The organism is Nocardia sp. NPDC058480 (assembly GCF_042720495.1).
Classification (GTDB): domain Bacteria; phylum Actinomycetota; class Actinomycetes; order Mycobacteriales; family Mycobacteriaceae; genus Nocardia.
On sequence record NZ_JBHXMN010000008.1, the window covers coordinates 134,119 to 150,661 of the forward strand.

18 protein-coding genes are annotated in these 16,543 nt (G+C 66.5%); 8 read left to right on the top strand and 10 right to left on the bottom strand.

The window, feature by feature from the left end:
• Positions 1-59: 59 nt before the first annotated feature.
• Both ACFWO8_RS20450 and ACFWO8_RS20455 read right to left on the bottom strand, forming a co-directional pair.
• On the bottom strand, positions 60-1,523 hold the full coding sequence (locus tag ACFWO8_RS20450; RefSeq protein ID WP_378953267.1) for a cellulase family glycosylhydrolase: 1,464 nt from the start codon (positions 1,521-1,523) through the stop codon (positions 60-62).
• 169 nt (positions 1,524-1,692) lie between these two features.
• Positions 1,693-2,685 (bottom strand): LLM class F420-dependent oxidoreductase, encoded by a 993-nt coding sequence (locus ACFWO8_RS20455; RefSeq protein WP_378953269.1) that lies wholly within the window; start codon positions 2,683-2,685, stop codon positions 1,693-1,695.
• Between the two features lie 188 nt (positions 2,686-2,873).
• On the opposite strand from ACFWO8_RS20455, the gene ACFWO8_RS20460 reads away from it, so the two are divergent.
• Positions 2,874-3,401 (top strand): hypothetical protein, encoded by a 528-nt coding sequence (locus tag ACFWO8_RS20460; protein WP_378953271.1) that lies wholly within the window; start codon positions 2,874-2,876, stop codon positions 3,399-3,401.
• On the opposite strand, the gene ACFWO8_RS20465 is transcribed toward ACFWO8_RS20460, so the two are convergent.
• Positions 3,380-4,066 carry a DUF899 family protein gene (locus tag ACFWO8_RS20465; RefSeq protein WP_378953273.1) on the bottom strand — a complete coding sequence of 229 codons (687 nt, stop codon included), beginning with the start codon at positions 4,064-4,066 and terminating at the stop codon, positions 3,380-3,382. The genes ACFWO8_RS20460 and ACFWO8_RS20465 overlap by 22 nt on opposite strands.
• A gap of 80 nt (positions 4,067-4,146) precedes the next feature.
• On the opposite strand from ACFWO8_RS20465, the gene ACFWO8_RS20470 reads away from it, so the two are divergent.
• Together ACFWO8_RS20470 and mgtE are read left to right on the top strand one after the other, a co-directional pair.
• Positions 4,147-4,722, top strand: a complete 576-nt coding sequence (locus ACFWO8_RS20470) for a TetR/AcrR family transcriptional regulator (protein WP_378953275.1) — start codon at positions 4,147-4,149, stop codon at positions 4,720-4,722.
• Positions 4,723-5,079: 357 nt separating this feature from the next.
• The gene (gene mgtE / locus ACFWO8_RS20475) at positions 5,080-6,528 is read left to right on the top strand and encodes a magnesium transporter (RefSeq protein ID WP_378953277.1); all 1,449 of its coding nucleotides are present in this window, start codon (positions 5,080-5,082) and stop codon (positions 6,526-6,528) included.
• Positions 6,529-6,544: 16 nt separating this feature from the next.
• On the opposite strand, the gene ACFWO8_RS20480 is transcribed toward mgtE, so the two are convergent.
• The 3 genes from ACFWO8_RS20480 to ACFWO8_RS20490 all read right to left on the bottom strand — a co-directional run bounded on the left by ACFWO8_RS20480 (position 6,545) and on the right by ACFWO8_RS20490 (position 9,636).
• A complete protein-coding gene (locus ACFWO8_RS20480) occupies positions 6,545-7,525 on the bottom strand; it encodes a peptidase (RefSeq protein WP_378953279.1) in 981 nt (326 codons plus the stop codon).
• Positions 7,526-7,684: 159 nt separating this feature from the next.
• A complete protein-coding gene (locus ACFWO8_RS20485; protein ID WP_378953281.1) occupies positions 7,685-8,629 on the bottom strand; it encodes a hypothetical protein in 945 nt (314 codons plus the stop codon).
• Between the two features lie 20 nt (positions 8,630-8,649).
• Positions 8,650-9,636, bottom strand: a complete 987-nt coding sequence (locus ACFWO8_RS20490) for a hypothetical protein (protein WP_378953283.1) — start codon at positions 9,634-9,636, stop codon at positions 8,650-8,652.
• Between the two features lie 379 nt (positions 9,637-10,015).
• On the opposite strand from ACFWO8_RS20490, the gene nrdF reads away from it, so the two are divergent.
• Entirely contained in the window at positions 10,016-10,978 is a 963-nt protein-coding gene (gene nrdF, locus ACFWO8_RS20495) for a class 1b ribonucleoside-diphosphate reductase subunit beta (RefSeq protein WP_378953286.1), read from the top strand.
• 47 nt (positions 10,979-11,025) lie between these two features.
• Here the strand turns inward: nrdF and ACFWO8_RS20500 are convergent, their stop codons facing one another.
• Both ACFWO8_RS20500 and tnpA read right to left on the bottom strand, forming a co-directional pair.
• Positions 11,026-11,304, bottom strand: coding sequence for a hypothetical protein (locus ACFWO8_RS20500; protein WP_378953288.1), 279 nt, complete (start codon positions 11,302-11,304; stop codon positions 11,026-11,028).
• Positions 11,305-11,400: 96 nt separating this feature from the next.
• A complete protein-coding gene (gene tnpA / locus ACFWO8_RS20505; protein WP_378953290.1) occupies positions 11,401-11,847 on the bottom strand; it encodes an IS200/IS605 family transposase in 447 nt (148 codons plus the stop codon).
• Between the two features lie 25 nt (positions 11,848-11,872).
• On the opposite strand from tnpA, the gene ACFWO8_RS20510 reads away from it, so the two are divergent.
• The 4 genes from ACFWO8_RS20510 to ACFWO8_RS20525 all read left to right on the top strand — a co-directional run bounded on the left by ACFWO8_RS20510 (position 11,873) and on the right by ACFWO8_RS20525 (position 14,400).
• On the top strand, positions 11,873-13,021 hold the full coding sequence (locus ACFWO8_RS20510; protein WP_378953292.1) for an RNA-guided endonuclease InsQ/TnpB family protein: 1,149 nt from the start codon (positions 11,873-11,875) through the stop codon (positions 13,019-13,021).
• Between the two features lie 94 nt (positions 13,022-13,115).
• Positions 13,116-13,496: a hypothetical protein gene (locus tag ACFWO8_RS20515; RefSeq protein ID WP_378953294.1), complete on the top strand. Its 381-nt coding sequence runs from the start codon at positions 13,116-13,118 to the stop codon at positions 13,494-13,496.
• A gap of 62 nt (positions 13,497-13,558) precedes the next feature.
• Positions 13,559-14,236 carry a TetR/AcrR family transcriptional regulator gene (locus ACFWO8_RS20520; RefSeq protein ID WP_378953296.1) on the top strand — a complete coding sequence of 226 codons (678 nt, stop codon included), beginning with the start codon at positions 13,559-13,561 and terminating at the stop codon, positions 14,234-14,236.
• 41 nt (positions 14,237-14,277) lie between these two features.
• The gene (locus ACFWO8_RS20525; RefSeq protein WP_378953298.1) at positions 14,278-14,400 is read left to right on the top strand and encodes a hypothetical protein; all 123 of its coding nucleotides are present in this window, start codon (positions 14,278-14,280) and stop codon (positions 14,398-14,400) included.
• A 31-nt stretch (positions 14,401-14,431) separates the two neighbouring features.
• Here ACFWO8_RS20525 and ACFWO8_RS20530 read toward each other — a convergent pair whose 3' ends face one another.
• Both ACFWO8_RS20530 and ACFWO8_RS20535 read right to left on the bottom strand, forming a co-directional pair.
• Entirely contained in the window at positions 14,432-15,337 is a 906-nt protein-coding gene (locus tag ACFWO8_RS20530; RefSeq protein ID WP_378953300.1) for a dioxygenase, read from the bottom strand.
• Between the two features lie 86 nt (positions 15,338-15,423).
• Entirely contained in the window at positions 15,424-16,518 is a 1,095-nt protein-coding gene (locus ACFWO8_RS20535; RefSeq protein WP_378953302.1) for an ABC transporter substrate-binding protein, read from the bottom strand.
• Positions 16,519-16,543: the final 25 nt, after the last annotated feature.

Genomic DNA, 16,543 nt, shown 5'->3' on the forward strand with positions numbered 1-16,543 from the left:
CCGCTTAACAAGCACCCGGTGCCGACCTTGCCGACCTGATCACCGGCTTTCGGTGATCGTCAGCCCGCGGAACCGGAAGACAGCCACGGGAATCCGGAAGCTGATCCGGTGCCACCGCCGGCGGGCAGGTTGGCGCCTGCCGAACCGGGGCGGTGGATGCGGACGGTGACCGGGTCGGTGCCGTCGGCTTCCACGGTGACGATGCGCGCGCCAGGTGACGAGGTGACCTGTCCGCCGGTGACTTTCACCTCGTAGTCGTCCGGATGGAACAGGTCCGAGACGTAGATCTCGGTCGGCGCGGAGGCTGGATGTGGACGGTAGCGATAGGCGAAATCGCCTGTGCCGGAATCGAAGACCATGCTGTCCGGCGTACCTGCTGTCGCCCGTGGATAGGTGCGGACCAGTTCGCGGCCGAGGTCACCGCGGAAGGGATCCCCGTCGCCGGAGCGGTAGTGCCAGTAGTGCCAGCCGATGAACCGTTCATCGGCCCGAATGGTGGTGTTGCGCAATACCGTCGGATCACCGTCGCCGAATTCGGTGACCATGGTGGGAATGTCGGTGCGATCGGCGAACGAATCGATGTTCGACCAGGTCAGGTCCTGCTGCGCGGGGCACAGCGCGCGCAGTTCCTCGGGCAGGCCGAGGTAGATCGCGAGCTGACTGGGGATGCAGTAGTCGTGCGGGGAGAACACGATATTCGGGCTGGTGATCGGTGGATTCTTGCCCAGGTGGCTCGGCATCGACTCGTTCCAGGTGACATTCGGTTCCCAGAACACGGGCACCGTGGCGTTGCGCGCCCGGACCGCATCGGTCAGCTGTTGCAGCGCCCGTTGGTATTTCACGTCGAATTCGGGACAACCGTTCGGATAGCAGGTGAGAAACGGTGAGCCGGGCCACGGTTCGTTGAGCAACTCGATCCCGAGCACGCTCGCTCGCCCGTTCATCCGCTCGGCGAGCGCGCCGAGCGCCACCCCGAGATGATTCAGCACCCCATAGGTGTTGTTCCACACCTCGTCCCATCCAACGTTCATGCTCGGCATCAGATAGAACAGCGGGAACCCGGGATTCGGCTCGCCCTCGGCAGGCCGGGCCCGGATCGCCCACTCGGGAAAGCCGTTGCCGTCCCAGATCTTCGACAATCCGTCCTGATGATTGTCGAGCAAGGTGTAGATCCCGTGCGCGGCAAGGGTATCCACCACATTCTCGACCCGATCCAGATAGGCGGTGTCGACGAGGCCCTCCGTCGGCATCAAGCCGTCGAACGACACCCCGAGCCGCACGGTTGAGAACCCGTGCCGAGCCAACATCGCCGCCGACGCATCGGTGAGAGTGAAGCCGTCATCGGGTTGCAGATAGGGCGCGTCCTTGTCGACGGTGTTCACGCCGTGCAGCAGGACTGTGCGTCCGTAGCCGTCGATCAACGCGGATCCCTGCGCCCGCAACGGTGTCAGCGGCACCGCTGGATCGGCGGTCACCGGGGCACTGCTCACGGCCAGCCCGGCCGCGAGTGCGAGTGCCGTCATCCAGCGCACCGGTCGCCTCATCGTCCTCAACATCTACGTCCTCGATCCCCAGGCGGACACTCAGATCAACTGAACGAATGTCCAAGTCCGTTGGCGAGAGAACATAGCCGGAAGTTCTTGATGTGGAGACCACATTCACGAAACCGCCTGACTCGAGACCGGCCGTGGGTTAGGCCAATGCTGGGATCACCTCGCGTTCGAACAGTTCGATGCCGGAGGTGTCGTAGGCGGCTTCGGGGAAGTTGAGGATGGCGTAGGTGAGGCCGAGATTCTTTACCTCGGTGAGGCGTTCGATGATCTGTTCGGGGGTGCCGACGGCTGCGCTGGTCGCGAATTGTTCGTGTACATAGGATTTCGCCTCATCGGCGCCGAGGAAGGGCGTGAAACGGTCGATGACGGCCGAAAGGCGTTCTTGTACTTCGGTTTCAGTGGTGCCGACGATGGCATTGAAGTTGGAGCTGCGGGTGATCGCGGAAAAGTCTGTGCCGACCTCGGAGCAGTGTTGGCGCAGGATGTCGGACTTGCGGGTGAACTCTTCGGGATTGCCGCTGAAGTTGGTGTAGTCGGCGTATCGGGCGGCGATGCGGAGGGTCTTCTTCTCGCCGCCACCGGCGATCCAGATCGGAATACCGTTCTCCTGCAACGGTCGTGGGTGCACGATAGCGTCGTCGACCTGGTAGTACTTGCCGTCTAGCGTCGCCCGGCCGGTCTGCCACGCCTGGCGGAAGATCTGCACGCCTTCGTCCAGGCGGCCAAGCCGCTCACCGGCGGACGGGAAGCCGTAACCGTAAGCGCGCCACTCGTGTTCGTACCAGCCACCGCCGATGCCCATCTCCACCCGACCGCCCGAGATGAGGTCGACGGTGGCGGCCACCTTGGCGAGATAGGCGGGGTTGCGGTAGCTCACGGCGGTACACATCTGGCCCAGGCGCACGCGGGATGTGGTGGCCGCGAACGCCGCCATCAACGACCACGCCTCATGGGTCGCCTCGTCGGTGGGAACGGGCGTGGTGTGGAAGTGGTCGTAAACCCAGATCGACTCCCAATCGGTGCCCGCGTCGAACCGCTGGGCCAGCTCGCGCATCACCGACCACTGATCGGCCGGTTCGATACCGACCAGATCCAGCCGCCAGCCCTGGGGAACGAAGATGCCGAAGCGCACAGGTTTTCTCCTGGAGTGAGAAGGGTGGAACTCGAGCGGCGCCACACGCCGCGGCTGTCGAGATCCACTGTTCCACTTCTCCGCGCTCAGGCAACTATTGTGCGCGCACCGCGCTGAACCCTGGACCGGCCGTTATGCACCGAAATTCACTTGGCACGCGGGGAAAACCCCGGCATGCTTGCAGTCGTATGAACAATATTTCCCCACCCCGTCTCGGCATCGACTTCGGCCGAGTGATCCAGGGGGCGGCGCTCACTCCGGGCGCCGCGGACACCGTATTCCTCTCCGGCGGCATCGACGAAGCGATGAGCACTCCGCCGAGCCCCGACGCGTTCGAAGTGCTCAACCGGCTGGTGACCCGCTTCGACGGCAACGCCTGGGTGATCTCGAAATGCGGCCCGCGCATCGAGCAACGCACCAGGCAATGGCTCGACCACCACAACTTCGCCGCCCGCACCGGCATTCCCCGAGAACACTTGCGTTTCTGCCGAACTCGCGCGGGCAAGGCGCCGCACTGCACCGACCTCGGCATCACCCACATGATCGACGACCGGCTCGACGTGCACCGGATCCTGCGCGATCTGGTGCCACGGCTGTATCTGTTCGGCGCGCAGACCGGGCAGGTCCCCGATTGGGTGACCCACACGCCCGACTGGCATACGGCCGAGCGTGCGGTCGGTGAGGATCTCGCAGGTCAGGCGCTCGGGTCGCCGTAGGAGGCGGCGATATCCTTGCTGCTCGGCCAGCCGCTGTAGGTCGGCGACTGCGGCCAGCCCTCGGGACTGTCCTGCCATTGCTCTTGACGCCCGTAGGGCAGCGCGTCGATGAGGCCGAAGCTGTAGGCGAGTTGTTCGGTGCCACGGCCGTCGGTGTGCCAGCTGCGGTAGACGGTGTCGCCGTCGCGCAGGAAGGTGTTCACGGCGAAGCCCTCGCCGGGGCCTGCGCCCATGTCGGCGCCGAACGGACTGTCGGCGGTCGAATACCAGGTCATCGTGTTGCCGACGCGCTTCTTGTAGGCGAGCACCTCGTCCATCGGCCCCTGCGTCACGATGACGAATCGCGCGTCGTAGCCGTCGAGGAAATCCAGCCGTGCGTACTGCGCAGTGAGGCCGGTGCAGCCGGCGCACTGCCAGGTGTTCCCCGGCGTCCACATGTGGTGATAGGTGATCAGCTGCGAGTGTCCGTCGAAGATGTCGGCGAGCGAAACATCGCTGCCGTCTTCGGCTTTCAGCGTGTAGTGGGGCAGCCGGACGGCTGGCATGCGGCGGCGCTGGGCGGCGACGGCGTCCAGTTCGCGCGTCGCGGCCTTCTCCCGGATTCTGAGCTTGTCGAGTTCGGCCTGCCAGGCGTCGCGATCGACGATGGTTGGCAATGCGGTCATGATGGGCCACCCTTCGATGTATACGGTGTGCACATTTGATATGTTCACACCGTATACTTCATTGAAAGGGAGTTCAAGGGTTGGCCTATCACCACGGTGACCTCGCGGCTGCGTTGGTCGAGGCCGGACTGGAACTCACCAGATCCGGTGGCCCCGACGCGCTGACGATCCGCGAAGTCACCCGCCGGGTCGGCGTCACGCCGAACGCCGCCTACCGGCACTTTCCCGACCGGCAAGCCCTGCTGCGCGCGGTCTCGGCCGCGATCGAGTCCCGGATGGCCGAGGGGATGGAGCGCAGCCCGGCGGCGCCGCGTGCGAGCCTGCGCGCGGTCGGCCTCGGCTATATCGGCTTCGCGCTGCTCGAGCCGGGCTGGTTCGCGGTCGCGTTCTTCGGCGCCGGCGACACCTCGCCCGATTCGGTCGTCGACTCGCCCGCCTACCTCGCCCTCGCCGACGCGCTCGACATGATGGTGCACGTCGGCGACCTCGCTCCCGCGGCGCGTCCGGGTGCGACCTGGAGTTGCTGGTCCACCGTGCACGGATTCGCGGAACTGGCGTTGCGCGGGCCGTTGCGGCATCTGGACCGTGCGCAGCTGTGGCCTCTCGCCGAGCAGGCCGTCGACACCGTCATCGCCGGACTGCCGCCAGTGGTGTGATCGACGCCACTGTGACCAGTGGTACGCAAGCTCGAGGTGAAACGGGTGGGCTCCGCATGTATTCTCATAGGTGGAAGGGTGTGCCCGGGTGGGTACTCCAAGCGATCCGCGGAGCGAATACCCGCGGCGACTGCGAGGAGGTGGGGTTGCCATGCGCAACGAACCTCCCAGTCGAAGGCCGCGCGGCGTCGCCCCTTCGTCTTCGCACGGCAAATCCTGACCTGCTCGGTCCGGTCTGTGCGTGTCGGCCTCGGCGGTGGACGCCCCGCGGTGTGAACCACCGTCACTCGTTCCACTTTTCGCACATCCTGTAGCTGTGCCGCAGGCGTGTGCGCTGTAACGCCAGAGGACTCGATCATGTCGAACGTCGATCTCGTCACTACCCGTCATGTACCCACCGAAACCGTTGTGCCCGAGGTGGTTTCGCCGCGCCGGACCACCGTCGAAGATCACGCGGTCACCGAGGCGCTCGAAATCCTGTCCGAATCGGTGCGCGACATCGTCGAGACCCACCGGGTCTGTGGCGGTCTCGACTGGCTCGACAACCGTCCGCCGCACGTCATCGCCGACGCGCTGGCCCGCATGGACGCCGTGCAAGCCGGTGTCGTGTTCCGGCTGCTCGACAAGGAGCGCGCCCTCAGCGTGTTCGAAGAGCTCGAGCCGGTGGACCAGCAGCAGATCCTGCAGGGCCTGCGCGAGAAGAGCTTTCGCGATCTCGTCGAGGCGATGGACCCCGACGACCGCGCCCGCATGCTGCACGAAGCACCCGCCAAGGTCGCCAAGAAGGTACTCGCCGGGCTGAGCCCGCGCGAGCGCCGGATGACGGCCACGCTGCTCGGCTACCCCGAGGGCTCGGTCGGGCTGTACATGACACCGGAAGTTGTTGCGCTGCCGGACAATCTGACCGTCGCCCAGGCGCTGGGTTGTGTGCGCGCCAAGGGCAGCAACGCCGAAACTGTCTACACGCTGCCCGTGGTCGACCGCGGCCGCCGCCTCACCGGCATCGTCGAACTGCGTGAGCTGGTGCTGCATTCGCCGGACGCGATGGTGTCCGAACTCGTCGTCACCGAACCGCCGTTCGTGCGGGCCACCGATTCCGCGGAGAAGGCCGCCCGGCTGATGAGTTCCACCAACCTCATCAACCTGGTGGTCGTCGACAGCGAGGACCGGGTGGTCGGGCTGCTCACCATCGACGACGCGATGGAGGTGCTCGAGGCCGCCGACAGTGAGGACGTCGCCAAGCAGGCTGGTTCGGCGCCGTGGGAGGGCCACTACATGGCCGCCAAGGTGTTCCAGCTGGCGCGCTACCGGGCGCTGTGGTTGACGCTGCTGTTGTTCGCGGCCACCCTGACGGTAAGTGTCACCGACATGTTCGCCACGACACTCGAGCAGGCGGCGAGCCTGGCGCTGTTCATCCCGTTGCTGATCGGGGCGGGCGGCAACGCCGGTGCGCAGGCCGCGACGGCATGCGTGCGAGCGCTGGCGGTCGGCGAGGTGCGCGTCTCGGATCTGTTCAAGGTGATCTGGCGCGAATGCCGGGTGGGGCTGGTGCTCGGCAGCATGCTGGCAGCCGCCGGGCTGCTGATCGGCACGGTGTTCGTCGGCCCGAGGATCGCCATTGTCGTGGCCATCACCTTGGTGGTCATCTGCGGCTGGGCGGCGACCATCGGCGGCACGATGCCGTTGCTGGCCAAGAAGTTCCGCATCGACCCCGCGGTCGTGTCGGCGCCGATGGTGACCACGCTGGTCGATGCGACCGGGCTGATCATCTACTTCACCACCGCGAAGCTGGTGCTGGGGATCTGAAGCTGGTGCTGGGGATCTAACGCGCTGGGAAGAGCGTGAGCGCCTGTGCCATGACGTCCTTGGCGACGTCGTCGGTGGCGGCGACCACCTCGACAACCGGGATGCGCCTGCCGAACGCGGTGGATTCGGCGGGCAGTTCCGGGCCGACGGCCGCGGTGTAGATCGGGATCGAGCTGTCGTAGACCGAGACCGAACGGTGCACGGTGCGGCCGTCGATCTTGTCCTCGGTGCTGTTGGCGGCCAGATAGTCGGGCACGCGGTACTCGTAGCTCACGGTGATCTTCTCGCCGCGATAACCGAACAGGCACTGGGTGAGCCGCTGTTCGTCGTCGGGGACGGCGCCTGCCAGCTTGCCGCGGACCGTGCACGGATCGGCGCCGAGCAGCACGGTCGGTGCGGTATCGGGGGAGGTGCCCTGTTTCGGTGACTGAAGCCAGCGTTCGATCATGCCGGGCATCAGTTCGCCGGCGACCGTGCACGGGTTCTTGCCCGGTGTGGAAAGGCCGAGGTAGAAGGCCGCGCTCGACGGGAACCGGGCGGTCGCACCGCAGGCGCGTGGTTCGCCCGTATCGCGGTCGGGAACTGTGCGTACGCTCGCCTCGCCGACCTGCGTGGTGACACCTCTGCCGCTCGCGCCGAGGCTGCTCAGCAGGGTGGCGTGCCAGGTCAAGGTGGAATCCGCGCCGTCTTTGTCACTGCCGATAATGGCCCGGCACGAATCCAGGCCGACGGTCACGCTCTTGACCTCGCCGAGCTTTGCCAGGGTGTCGCGGGGGAGCAGCGCGCAGACATCGATCTGGCGTGTCGCCTGGGCTACCTCGGCGCGCTGGTTCGCATCCTGGGGGACCTTCGACCAGAACTCGGCGGGCTGGGCGGGAATCACCGGTGCGGGCGGCGGCGGCAACTTCCCGTAATCGGGTGGATTGCCCGCGTCGTCACTCCCGCATCCGGCGCACACGAGCAACGCGGCAGCGGCCAGCGCCATCCTGCGATACATCGGTACCCCTGTCCTCGGCGGATCCGGGCCCGGACCCGCGCCCGACCCACCGAGTCTGCCTGTGGCGGCAACCCTCGCGCAAACATCACGCCAGGTCGTTCTCAGAACGTTGTCGTCAGCGCACCAGCGCCGGGGTGCCAGCGCACCAGCGCCGGGGTGTCAGCGCACCAGTGGCAGGGTTTCGCGCATGACCTTCTCCGCGATCGCCGAGTGGGCCGTGACCGAGACAGTCGGCACGCGCCGACCGAGCAGCGCGTCGGTCGGCCCTGGTGCGAGGCCGGGGCCGACGACGGCAGTGAGCGACGCCAGGTCGGGCTGGGCGGTGTCGAACCGGTACACCTGGCGGGTGCCAACGGTGAAGGCGGGGGTGTCGTCGATGATCGAGCGTTCCTCGTTGTAGTCGTAGGTGACGATCGCATCGTGCCCGTCGACGCTCAACTTGCACGTGGTGACGCGCTGATCGGCCACCGGCACCCGGACACCGAGCAACGGCGCGACCGCACACGGATCGGCCCCGGTGACCACCGCCCGATCCGAATCCGGCGAGTAGCCCTGCGGCGGCTCCTTTCGCCACTCGGTCAACGCGATCCGCAACAGTGCCTTCGCCGACACGCACGCATCCTGGGGTGCCCGCACACTCAACGACAGATCGGCCCCCGCCACGAACCGCGCCCACGCCTGACACGCTCCACGAACCTGCGGATCGGCCGACGCCGCGGGCTCGGCATGCAACAGCGCCCGCACATCCCCCATCGATTCCTCGTCCACCGGGCCGTCCATGCTCGGCTCACCCTCGAACATCACCCCGGTACTCCAGGTCGCATCGATCCCGGTGAGATGGCCCTCGACGGCGATGCTGAGCCGGCACTGATTCGGATGGACGTTCTCGATGTCACGCACGGTGCCGAGGGCGCCGAGCGACGCGCGGGGGAGCAGCGCGCACACATCGATCGCCCTGACCTTGCGCAGGACGGCGAGCTTGTCCTGATCGGAAACCGCTGCGGTGGACCAGAATCCACCCTTGGGCAGGGAGTCCGGCGCGGATTCGCTCCCGCAGGCGACCATCGTCAGCACCGCGGCGGCGAGCAGGATCAGCTGGCGCACAGGGGTTCTCCTTGTCCGGTTCAGGCGGCGGGGAAGAGTTCGACGGTTGCGCGAAGGGCGGATTCGAGGGCCGCGCGGTCCTTGCCGAAGACTTGGACGACGGGGACATTCGGCCCGAGGAGTGTGGAACCGGGTCCCGGCAGCGCTGGGCCGACAACGGCTGTGTAAGAGGCATATTCGCCCGCGTTGGAACTGGAGCCGTAGCCTCGGTGACCGTTGATGACGAAGATGGGCTCGCCGACGGCGGAGATATCTCGGGCTTGATAGCGGTAGTCCACATCGACGGAAGCATCGCGGAAAGTGAACTGGCACGACCACATTCGTAGATCGAGAACCGTGACCGCGGCGTTGAGTACGGCGGCGACCTCGCACGGGTCTTTGCCCTGCAGCGCGGTCCGCGGGGTATCTGGGGAGGTGCCCTGCGGCGGTTCGGTGGCGAGTCCGCCCATCGCGCGGGCCAGCGCGGACTCCGCGGCCGGGCACGGTTCGGTGCCGAGTGGTGTTCGCACATGGACCGGGAGGGTGGCTGTATTAGCGAAAGCTACGGTGGCGACGCAACTTCGGTCCAGCTGTCCTTCGACCAGGGGGGAGTTATCGAGATCGCCCAGAACCCCGACGGTGATGCCGTCCACCTCTTCACGCTTGGACTCTCCCCAGCCGTACCCGCTCGGCGCGACACCGATCGCCCAACTGACCGAGGTGCCCTTGCCGCTCTCGGTGGAGTCGAACTTCGCTTCGCACCTGTTCGGGCCATCGTTCTCGACCTCGATCAACGTGCCGAGTTTCGCCAGGTCGGTCCGGGGGATGAGCGCGCACGGGTCGATCGCGCGAAGGCGTCGCAGCAGTTCGAGGCGCTGCTCATCGGTGGTCGGCGCGGTCTTCCAGTACGCGGGCATCGCGGAAGCGGCTTCGATCGGTGTGGCGGGCCGATGCTTGGGCAGGTTCTCCTGGCAGGCAGTGAGCCCGATCATGACCGCGGCGGCCGCCGCGCAACGACGCAACAGCATCGATAATTCCCCCTCGCGCGGGACGACTCCCGCTTGCCGCCGGCCCGCGATCGAGCCCTATCGAATGTCCAGTCTGCCGGATCGGCACACGTGGGGAGGTGCCGGGTAGTGGCCGCCCTCACCGGCGGCGGCCACCGCTCACACGCATGTGGCGAATCACTGGCGATGCGATGGTGGTGTGCGCGCGATCGTGCCGCACAATGGTGGCCGCGTGGGTGGTGTGGGTGTTCGGCCGGTCAGGTCGAGTTCTACGCGCCGCAACACAAGCTGTAGTGCTCCCAGAGGTTGTCACCCACTACGAGTAGTGTTCTGGGTGAAGGACCTCGTGCACGGCGGCGAGTGCGGGTCATCAGGTCTGGCGGAAAGGTGTGGAAGCGGAATGAAGCTCATCGATCGGGCGTCGGCCATCAACTGGAATCGGGTGCCCGATGAGAAGGATGCCGAGGTCTGGGATCGGCTGACCGGCAACTTCTGGTTGCCCGAGAAGGTCCCGGTGTCCAACGACATCCCGTCCTGGAACACCCTCACCCCGGACGAGAAGCAGCTCACCATGCGGGTCTTCACCGGCCTGACGCTGCTCGACACCATCCAGGGCACCGTCGGCGCGGTCAGCCTGATCCCGGATGCGATCACCCCGCACGAGCAGGCGGTGTACACCAACATCGCGTTCATGGAGTCGGTGCACGCCAAGAGCTACAGCTCCATCTTCTCCACCCTGTGCTCCACCAAGGAGATCGACGAGGCGTTCCGCTGGTCGGAGGAGAATCGCAACCTGCAGCGCAAGGCCGAGATCGTCCTGTCGTACTACAACGGCGACGACCCGCTCAAGCGCAAGGTCGCCTCCACGCTGCTGGAGAGTTTCCTGTTCTACTCCGGCTTCTACCTGCCGATGCACTGGTCCTCGCGGGCCAAGCTCACCAACACCGCCGACATGATCCGCCTGATCATTCGCGACGAGGCCGTGCACGGGTACTACATCGGCTACAAGTACCAGAAGGGCCTCGAGCTGGTCTCCCAGGCCGAGCGCGACGAGCTGAAGAACTACACCTTCGAGTTGCTCTTCGAGCTCTACGACAACGAGGTCGACTACACCCAGGACCTCTACGACGAGGTCGGCCTCACCGAGGACGTCAAGAAGTTCCTGCGCTACAACGCCAACAAGGCGCTGATGAACCTCGGCTACGAGGGTCTGTTCCCGAAGGACGAGTGCGAGGTGAACCCGGCGATCCTGTCGGCGCTGTCGCCCAACGCCGACGAGAACCACGACTTCTTCTCGGGTTCGGGTTCCAGCTACGTCATCGGCAAGGCGATCAACACCGAAGACGCGGACTGGGAGTTCTGAGCGAACTCGACGGCAACGGCGGCGGAGCGTATTCCGCCGCCGTTCTGCTACTCCGGGGCGGTCGCCCGGGTGTATCGCGCGGCGATCAGGCGTAGATGGTCGGTCAGTTCCGGGCCGTGCTCGATGTCGAAGTCGGTGTCGAGGGCGCCGAGGAGGAAGGTCAGTCCGCGGGGGGTGTCGGCGCCGATCTCTAGGCGGCAGGAGTGGGCGTCGATCGGTTCGACGGTGGCGTAGGTGGCCGCGGAGCGGGCCTGTTCGGAGTCGGCGGGCACGTGCAGTCGCACGGTGGCGCGGTAGGGCCAGAGCTGGGCGACACCTTTCGCCACGTGCGCCGCGGCGCCGCCACCGGGGATCTGGCGCGGCGAAAAGCGCGGGCCAACGGGGATTTTGGGCGCGCGCGAGCCCGGTCCTTCAGGGCTGGGTTAGCGCATCAATTTCGGCCTTCCTGGGGCACGGGGCGGCCGTTGCTGTTGCTCGATGTACTGCCTCACGATGGAGATCGGCGCGCCACCGCAGGACGCGGCGAGGTAACTGGGACTCCACAGGTGTCCGTTCATGCTGTGCTGGTTCACCCAGTGCCGGTACTCGTCACGAAGGCGGCGAGCCGACACCCCCTTGAGGCTGTTCACCAGCCTCGACACCGCGACCTTGGGCGCGTACTCGACGAGCAGGTGCACATGGTCGGTTTCGCCGTTGAATTCGACGAGGGTCGCTTCGAAGTCGGTGCACACCTCGCGCATTACCCGCTCGCAGGTGGTGAGCATGTCGTCGGTGAGCAGCCCGCGCCGATATTTCGTGACGAAGACCAAGTGGACATGCATGGCGGAAACAACGCTGCGGCCACGCCGATAATCGTCAGTAGAAATCATAGGCCAATACGGTACTCTCGATCTTGTGCAGCTCCGGTACAACTATCGCGTGTATCCGACGCCGGGCCAACAGGATTCGTTGGCTCGGGTGTTCGGTTGCGCGCGCGTGGTGTACAACGACGCACTACGCGCCCGCCGCGATGCTCACGCCGCAGGGCTCCCGTACATCAAGGACTCGGCGTTGCAAACCAGGGTGATCACCGAGGCCAAGCGGACACCGGAACGGGCGTGGCTCGCCGAAGTGTCATCGGTGGCACTGGTTCAAGCGTTGGGCGACCTGCACACCGCCTACCGCAACTTCTTCGCCTCCGTCACTGGGAAACGCAAGGGCGCGAGGGTCGCGGCTCCGAGGTTTCGGTCCCGCAAGGACAACCGGCAGGCGATCCGGTTCACCCGCAACGGTTTCTCGCTGCGCCCGAACCGGCGGCTGTATATCGCGAAGATCGGCGAACTGAAGGTCGCGTGGTCGCGGGAACTGCCCGCCGACCCGTCGTCGGTGACTGTCGTCAAGGACGCGGCGGGCCGCTATTTCGCGTCGTTCGTTGTCGAGGTCGACGCGCAGCCGCTTGCGCTGGTCGATTCCGAGGTCGGAATCGACCTGGGCTTGACCACGTTCGCGGTCCTGTCGGACGGGAAGATGATCACCTCGCCAAGGTTCCTGCGGCAGGCGGAACGCCGGTTGCGGAAGGCGCAGCAGTCGTTGTCCCGCAAGGACAAAGGCTCGAAGAATCGGGCCAAGGCGCGGCTGCGGGTCGCGAAGGCTCATGCGAGGGTGGCCGATACGCGCCGGGATTGGGCGCACAAACAGTCCACGACGATCATCCGCGACAACCAAGCGGTCTACGTCGAGGACCTGTGTGTGAAGGGCTTGGCCCGGACCCGGTTGGCGAAGTCGGTGCACGATGCCGGGTGGGGCATGTTCACTTCCATGTTGGAGGAGAAGGCCGCGCGGTACGGGCGGACGTTCGCCAAGGTGGATCGCTGGTTCCCGTCGACCCGCCTGTGTTCCGAGTGTGGAGTCGTGGGCGAGAAGAAGCCGTTGCATGTCCGGGAATGGACGTGCGGGTGTGGTGCGGTCCACGATCGCGATCTGAACGCCGCGATCAACATCCTCGCCGCCGGACAGGCGGAGAGGCTAAACGTCTGCGGAGGGGCTGTAAGTCCTGCCGCCTAGCGGAAGGCACGTCCCTGTGAAACAGGAACCCGCCGGAGAACCGCGAGGTTCAGGAGGAATCCCGGCCCTTCAGGGCCGGGAGGATGTCAACAACGTGATGCTCTACTCGCTCGCTCTGGCACTCACCGGCACCGCGGCTTCGTCAGCCGCGCTGTATTACGAGGCCACCCACGTTCGCTCCTGGGAGACCACGCCGCTGACCACACCCACCGGCGTCGCGGTCTTCGCCGAGGACATCGCGATCCGGCGCTACGCCGATGCGGATACCGACATCGTGCACTGGTCGGAGTTCGACCGGGTGGCCACTTCGGGGCGATGGAAATACCGGACTTGTTCGTCGCCGATGTGCGTACGTTCTTCCGTGGACTGCGCCGAATCAGCGGTTTCTCGGCAGAGCAGGCGGCGCCGACCCCGCGTCGGCGCCGCCGAGTTCGCTCAGCCGAGCGCGGCCGGGCCGCGGCGGGTCCAATTCTAGCAAGTGGCCTTGTTGAGAACAAACGGATCTGCTGACATGCGGCAATCGGTAGGCTGAGCTGCGTGACGTCGACCGACAAGAGCCAAGTCCCCTCCCGGCGCATCCAGGGTCTGGACGCCGAACAGCGCCGTGCGCGCAGGCGTGAACAGATCCTCGCCGCCGCCTTCGACCTGATCGCCGCCGAGGGCTACGTCAACACCGCGATCGAGCAGATCTGCCAGACCGCGTTCGTCGGCAACAAAGCCTTCTACGAACTCTTCGAGAGCAAAGAAGACTGCTACCTGGCGCTGCTACAGCAGCAGAGCGAACGCGCACAGGACATGGTCGCCACCGCGCTGTCCGAATCCTCGGGCGACCGCGACAACGTGGTCGCCGCCGTCATCGGCGCCTTCGCCCATTCGATGGTCGACGACCCGCGCGTGGCGAAGGTGACTTTCGGTGAGGCGAGCGGCATTTCGGCAAAGGTCGAACAGCAGCGGCGCGTCAACCGCCGCTGGGCCGCTCAGTTCCTCGAAATCCTGTGGCGGGAAAACGGATTCGTGCCCCCCGAGGAAATCGGCGTAGACCTGCACGCCCTGGCCGTCTCCACAATCGGCGGTCTGTTCGAGAACGTCGCCGACTGGCTCCACACCGACGCCGGTGCGACGGGCGAGATCGATGTGCTGATCAGGGATCTGATGGCTTTTATCGAGATCGTGCATCTCGGCTTGGCCGTTGCCGCGGACCGTTCAGCGCGCTGAGGGCGCCCGGTCGCCTAGCCGAATCGGTCCGCGGTTCGGTGGTGCGCGCGGTCGAACTGGTGTCGGTCTTCGCCGTGCTCGGCGGCGGCCTGGCCCTGTTCGCGCTGCTGGTGATCGGCGGAACTTGGCTGATCGTGGACCGATTGTCCCGCCGATCGCGATGACGTGTGAATGAGTCACCACTGACGACGCCTGTCAGCGGGGTGCGGGGCCGCCGGGGGGTGGGCCGCCGGGTGCGCCGTTGCTAGAGGGCGGGGCGCCCGGAAAACCGTTGTCGGACTGGATGTTCTGGGATTTGGCTGCTACGCCGATGGTGAGTGAGACGGACAGGCCGGTGGTGGGGGTGCAGGTGACCGTGGCCAGTTCGGCGTCCCAGCCGTCGCCGAAGACGCCGTCGGAGGACAGGGTCACGCCGGACATGTTGCGGGTGCTGTTCACATAGCCGGGGTCGGCGTCGAAGACCGAGGTGCAGGCGTCTTGGGGGAGGGCGATCTGGGAGGTGAGGCGGGCGTTGTCGCCCGCGACCGCGGTCGACAGGGAGTCGTAGACCTCGAAGTGGATGTGTGGCCAGCGACCGGCGTAGCAGGCCGGGAAGATCGAGGTGAAGCGTACGGTGCCGTTGTCGTCGGCCACTTGGACGCCGCGCAGATAGTTCTGTTCGGTGGCGCCCTCGGTATAGAGGGAGTACCGGCCCTCGCGGTCGCAATGCCACACGTATACCGCCATCCCGGTGCCCGCGGCGTTCCCGACGAGGTCGCGCAGGTTCAGCGTGAGCGTCATCGGAACACCCTGGGCGGTACCGGAATACGTGCCGAAGCTGGTGGTGATATCGGAGCGCACCACGCCGGATTCGATCAGGACATTGGGTCCGTTGGAACCGTCACCCGGGTAGGGGCCCGCCGTCTCCTGCGGTGCCGCGGCGGGGGTTTCCGCTGACGCGGAAGTGGTGCCATCGGGCGAACTCGTGCTAGAGCCGGTGCTGTCGGTCGAAGTCGCGCAGCCCGCCGCCGCCGCGATCCCGGCCACGCCGAGAAAACTCAGCGCTCGCCGACGTGACATCACTCGAAGATCGTGCCCTAGTCCCAGGTCGTGCTCGCCCATCGCTGCTCCTTCGCTGCCGTGTTGTCGACCACGTTAAGCACGTGGACTGCGTCGGAGCTGCGAACACGCTGGGAGGTAGCTGGGAGTCAGTCGGTGACGTAGCCGTTGAGGCTGTTGCGCAGGTCGGTGAGGATGGCGCGGGCGGCGGTGATACCTGTTGTGTGCCAGATCTTGTCGTCGACCGCGAAGACGCGCTTGTCGGTCGAGGCGCCGAGTTCTTCGAACTGGTCCGAGCGCAGGACCTGTTTGCCGTGCTGCTCGCCGTCGGGGCCGTCGAACATCACGTAGATGAGGTCGCCCTCGGCCTTGGTGGCGAGGTCGGCTTCGGTGATGTCGAAGGACGGACCGCGCTGGGCGGTCGGGCGTTGCACGCCCACGTCGGAAAGGACTTGGGCCGCAAAGGTTTCCGAACCTTGGACCTGAGTGGTGCCGGCGGTGAAGCGCAGCACCGAGGCCTGGGACTGGCGCGCGTTCAGCGCGGGGCCGAGGTCGTGGGCCTCGGTGAGGTAGTTCTGCAGGGCGATTTCGGCGGCGCCGTCGCGGTTCATACCCGCGGAGTAGGCGGCGAAATCGGACTGCCAGCTACCGCCCGCACCGATCAGGACCGTGGGGGCGATCTTGCTCAGTGCGTCATAACCGCCTGCGGCCGGGGCAACGTCGCCGAGGATCAGGTCGGGCTTCAGCTCGGCGATCCGTGCCGGATCGGCCTGACCGATCGGGCCGACGCTCGGCACCTTCAGCACGCCGTAACCCAGGTACATCGGCTGCGAACGATCGCCGTCGAGGGTGACCGCGCCCGCGACCCGCTCCCACAGGCCGAGCGCGCAGGCCGCGTCGAGTGCCGAGGTGGTGAGTACCACGATGCGTTGCGGGTCGGCGGGAACCTGCGAGACCCCGGCGGTGTGGGTGACCGTGCGGGTCGCGCCGGAGCCCGCGTCGGGCGCGCTCGGCAACGGGCACGCGGTCGCGGTGTCGCGGGCAGCGCCGACCACGCCCGCGCCCGCGATATTCGTGGTGGTGCGGATGATCGTGCTCGCGTCATCGGTTTTCTCCGCGCACCCCGCGGTGAGCACGGCGGCGCACAGCAACGCGGCGGCCACAACGAAGCCGCGCGAGCGGACGCGCCCGCCCGGCTCGGCGGTGCGACGGAATCGGGTGCGGTTTCGGGCGCTCGCCAGCATGCGCACGAGGGTACTGCGTGGCCGC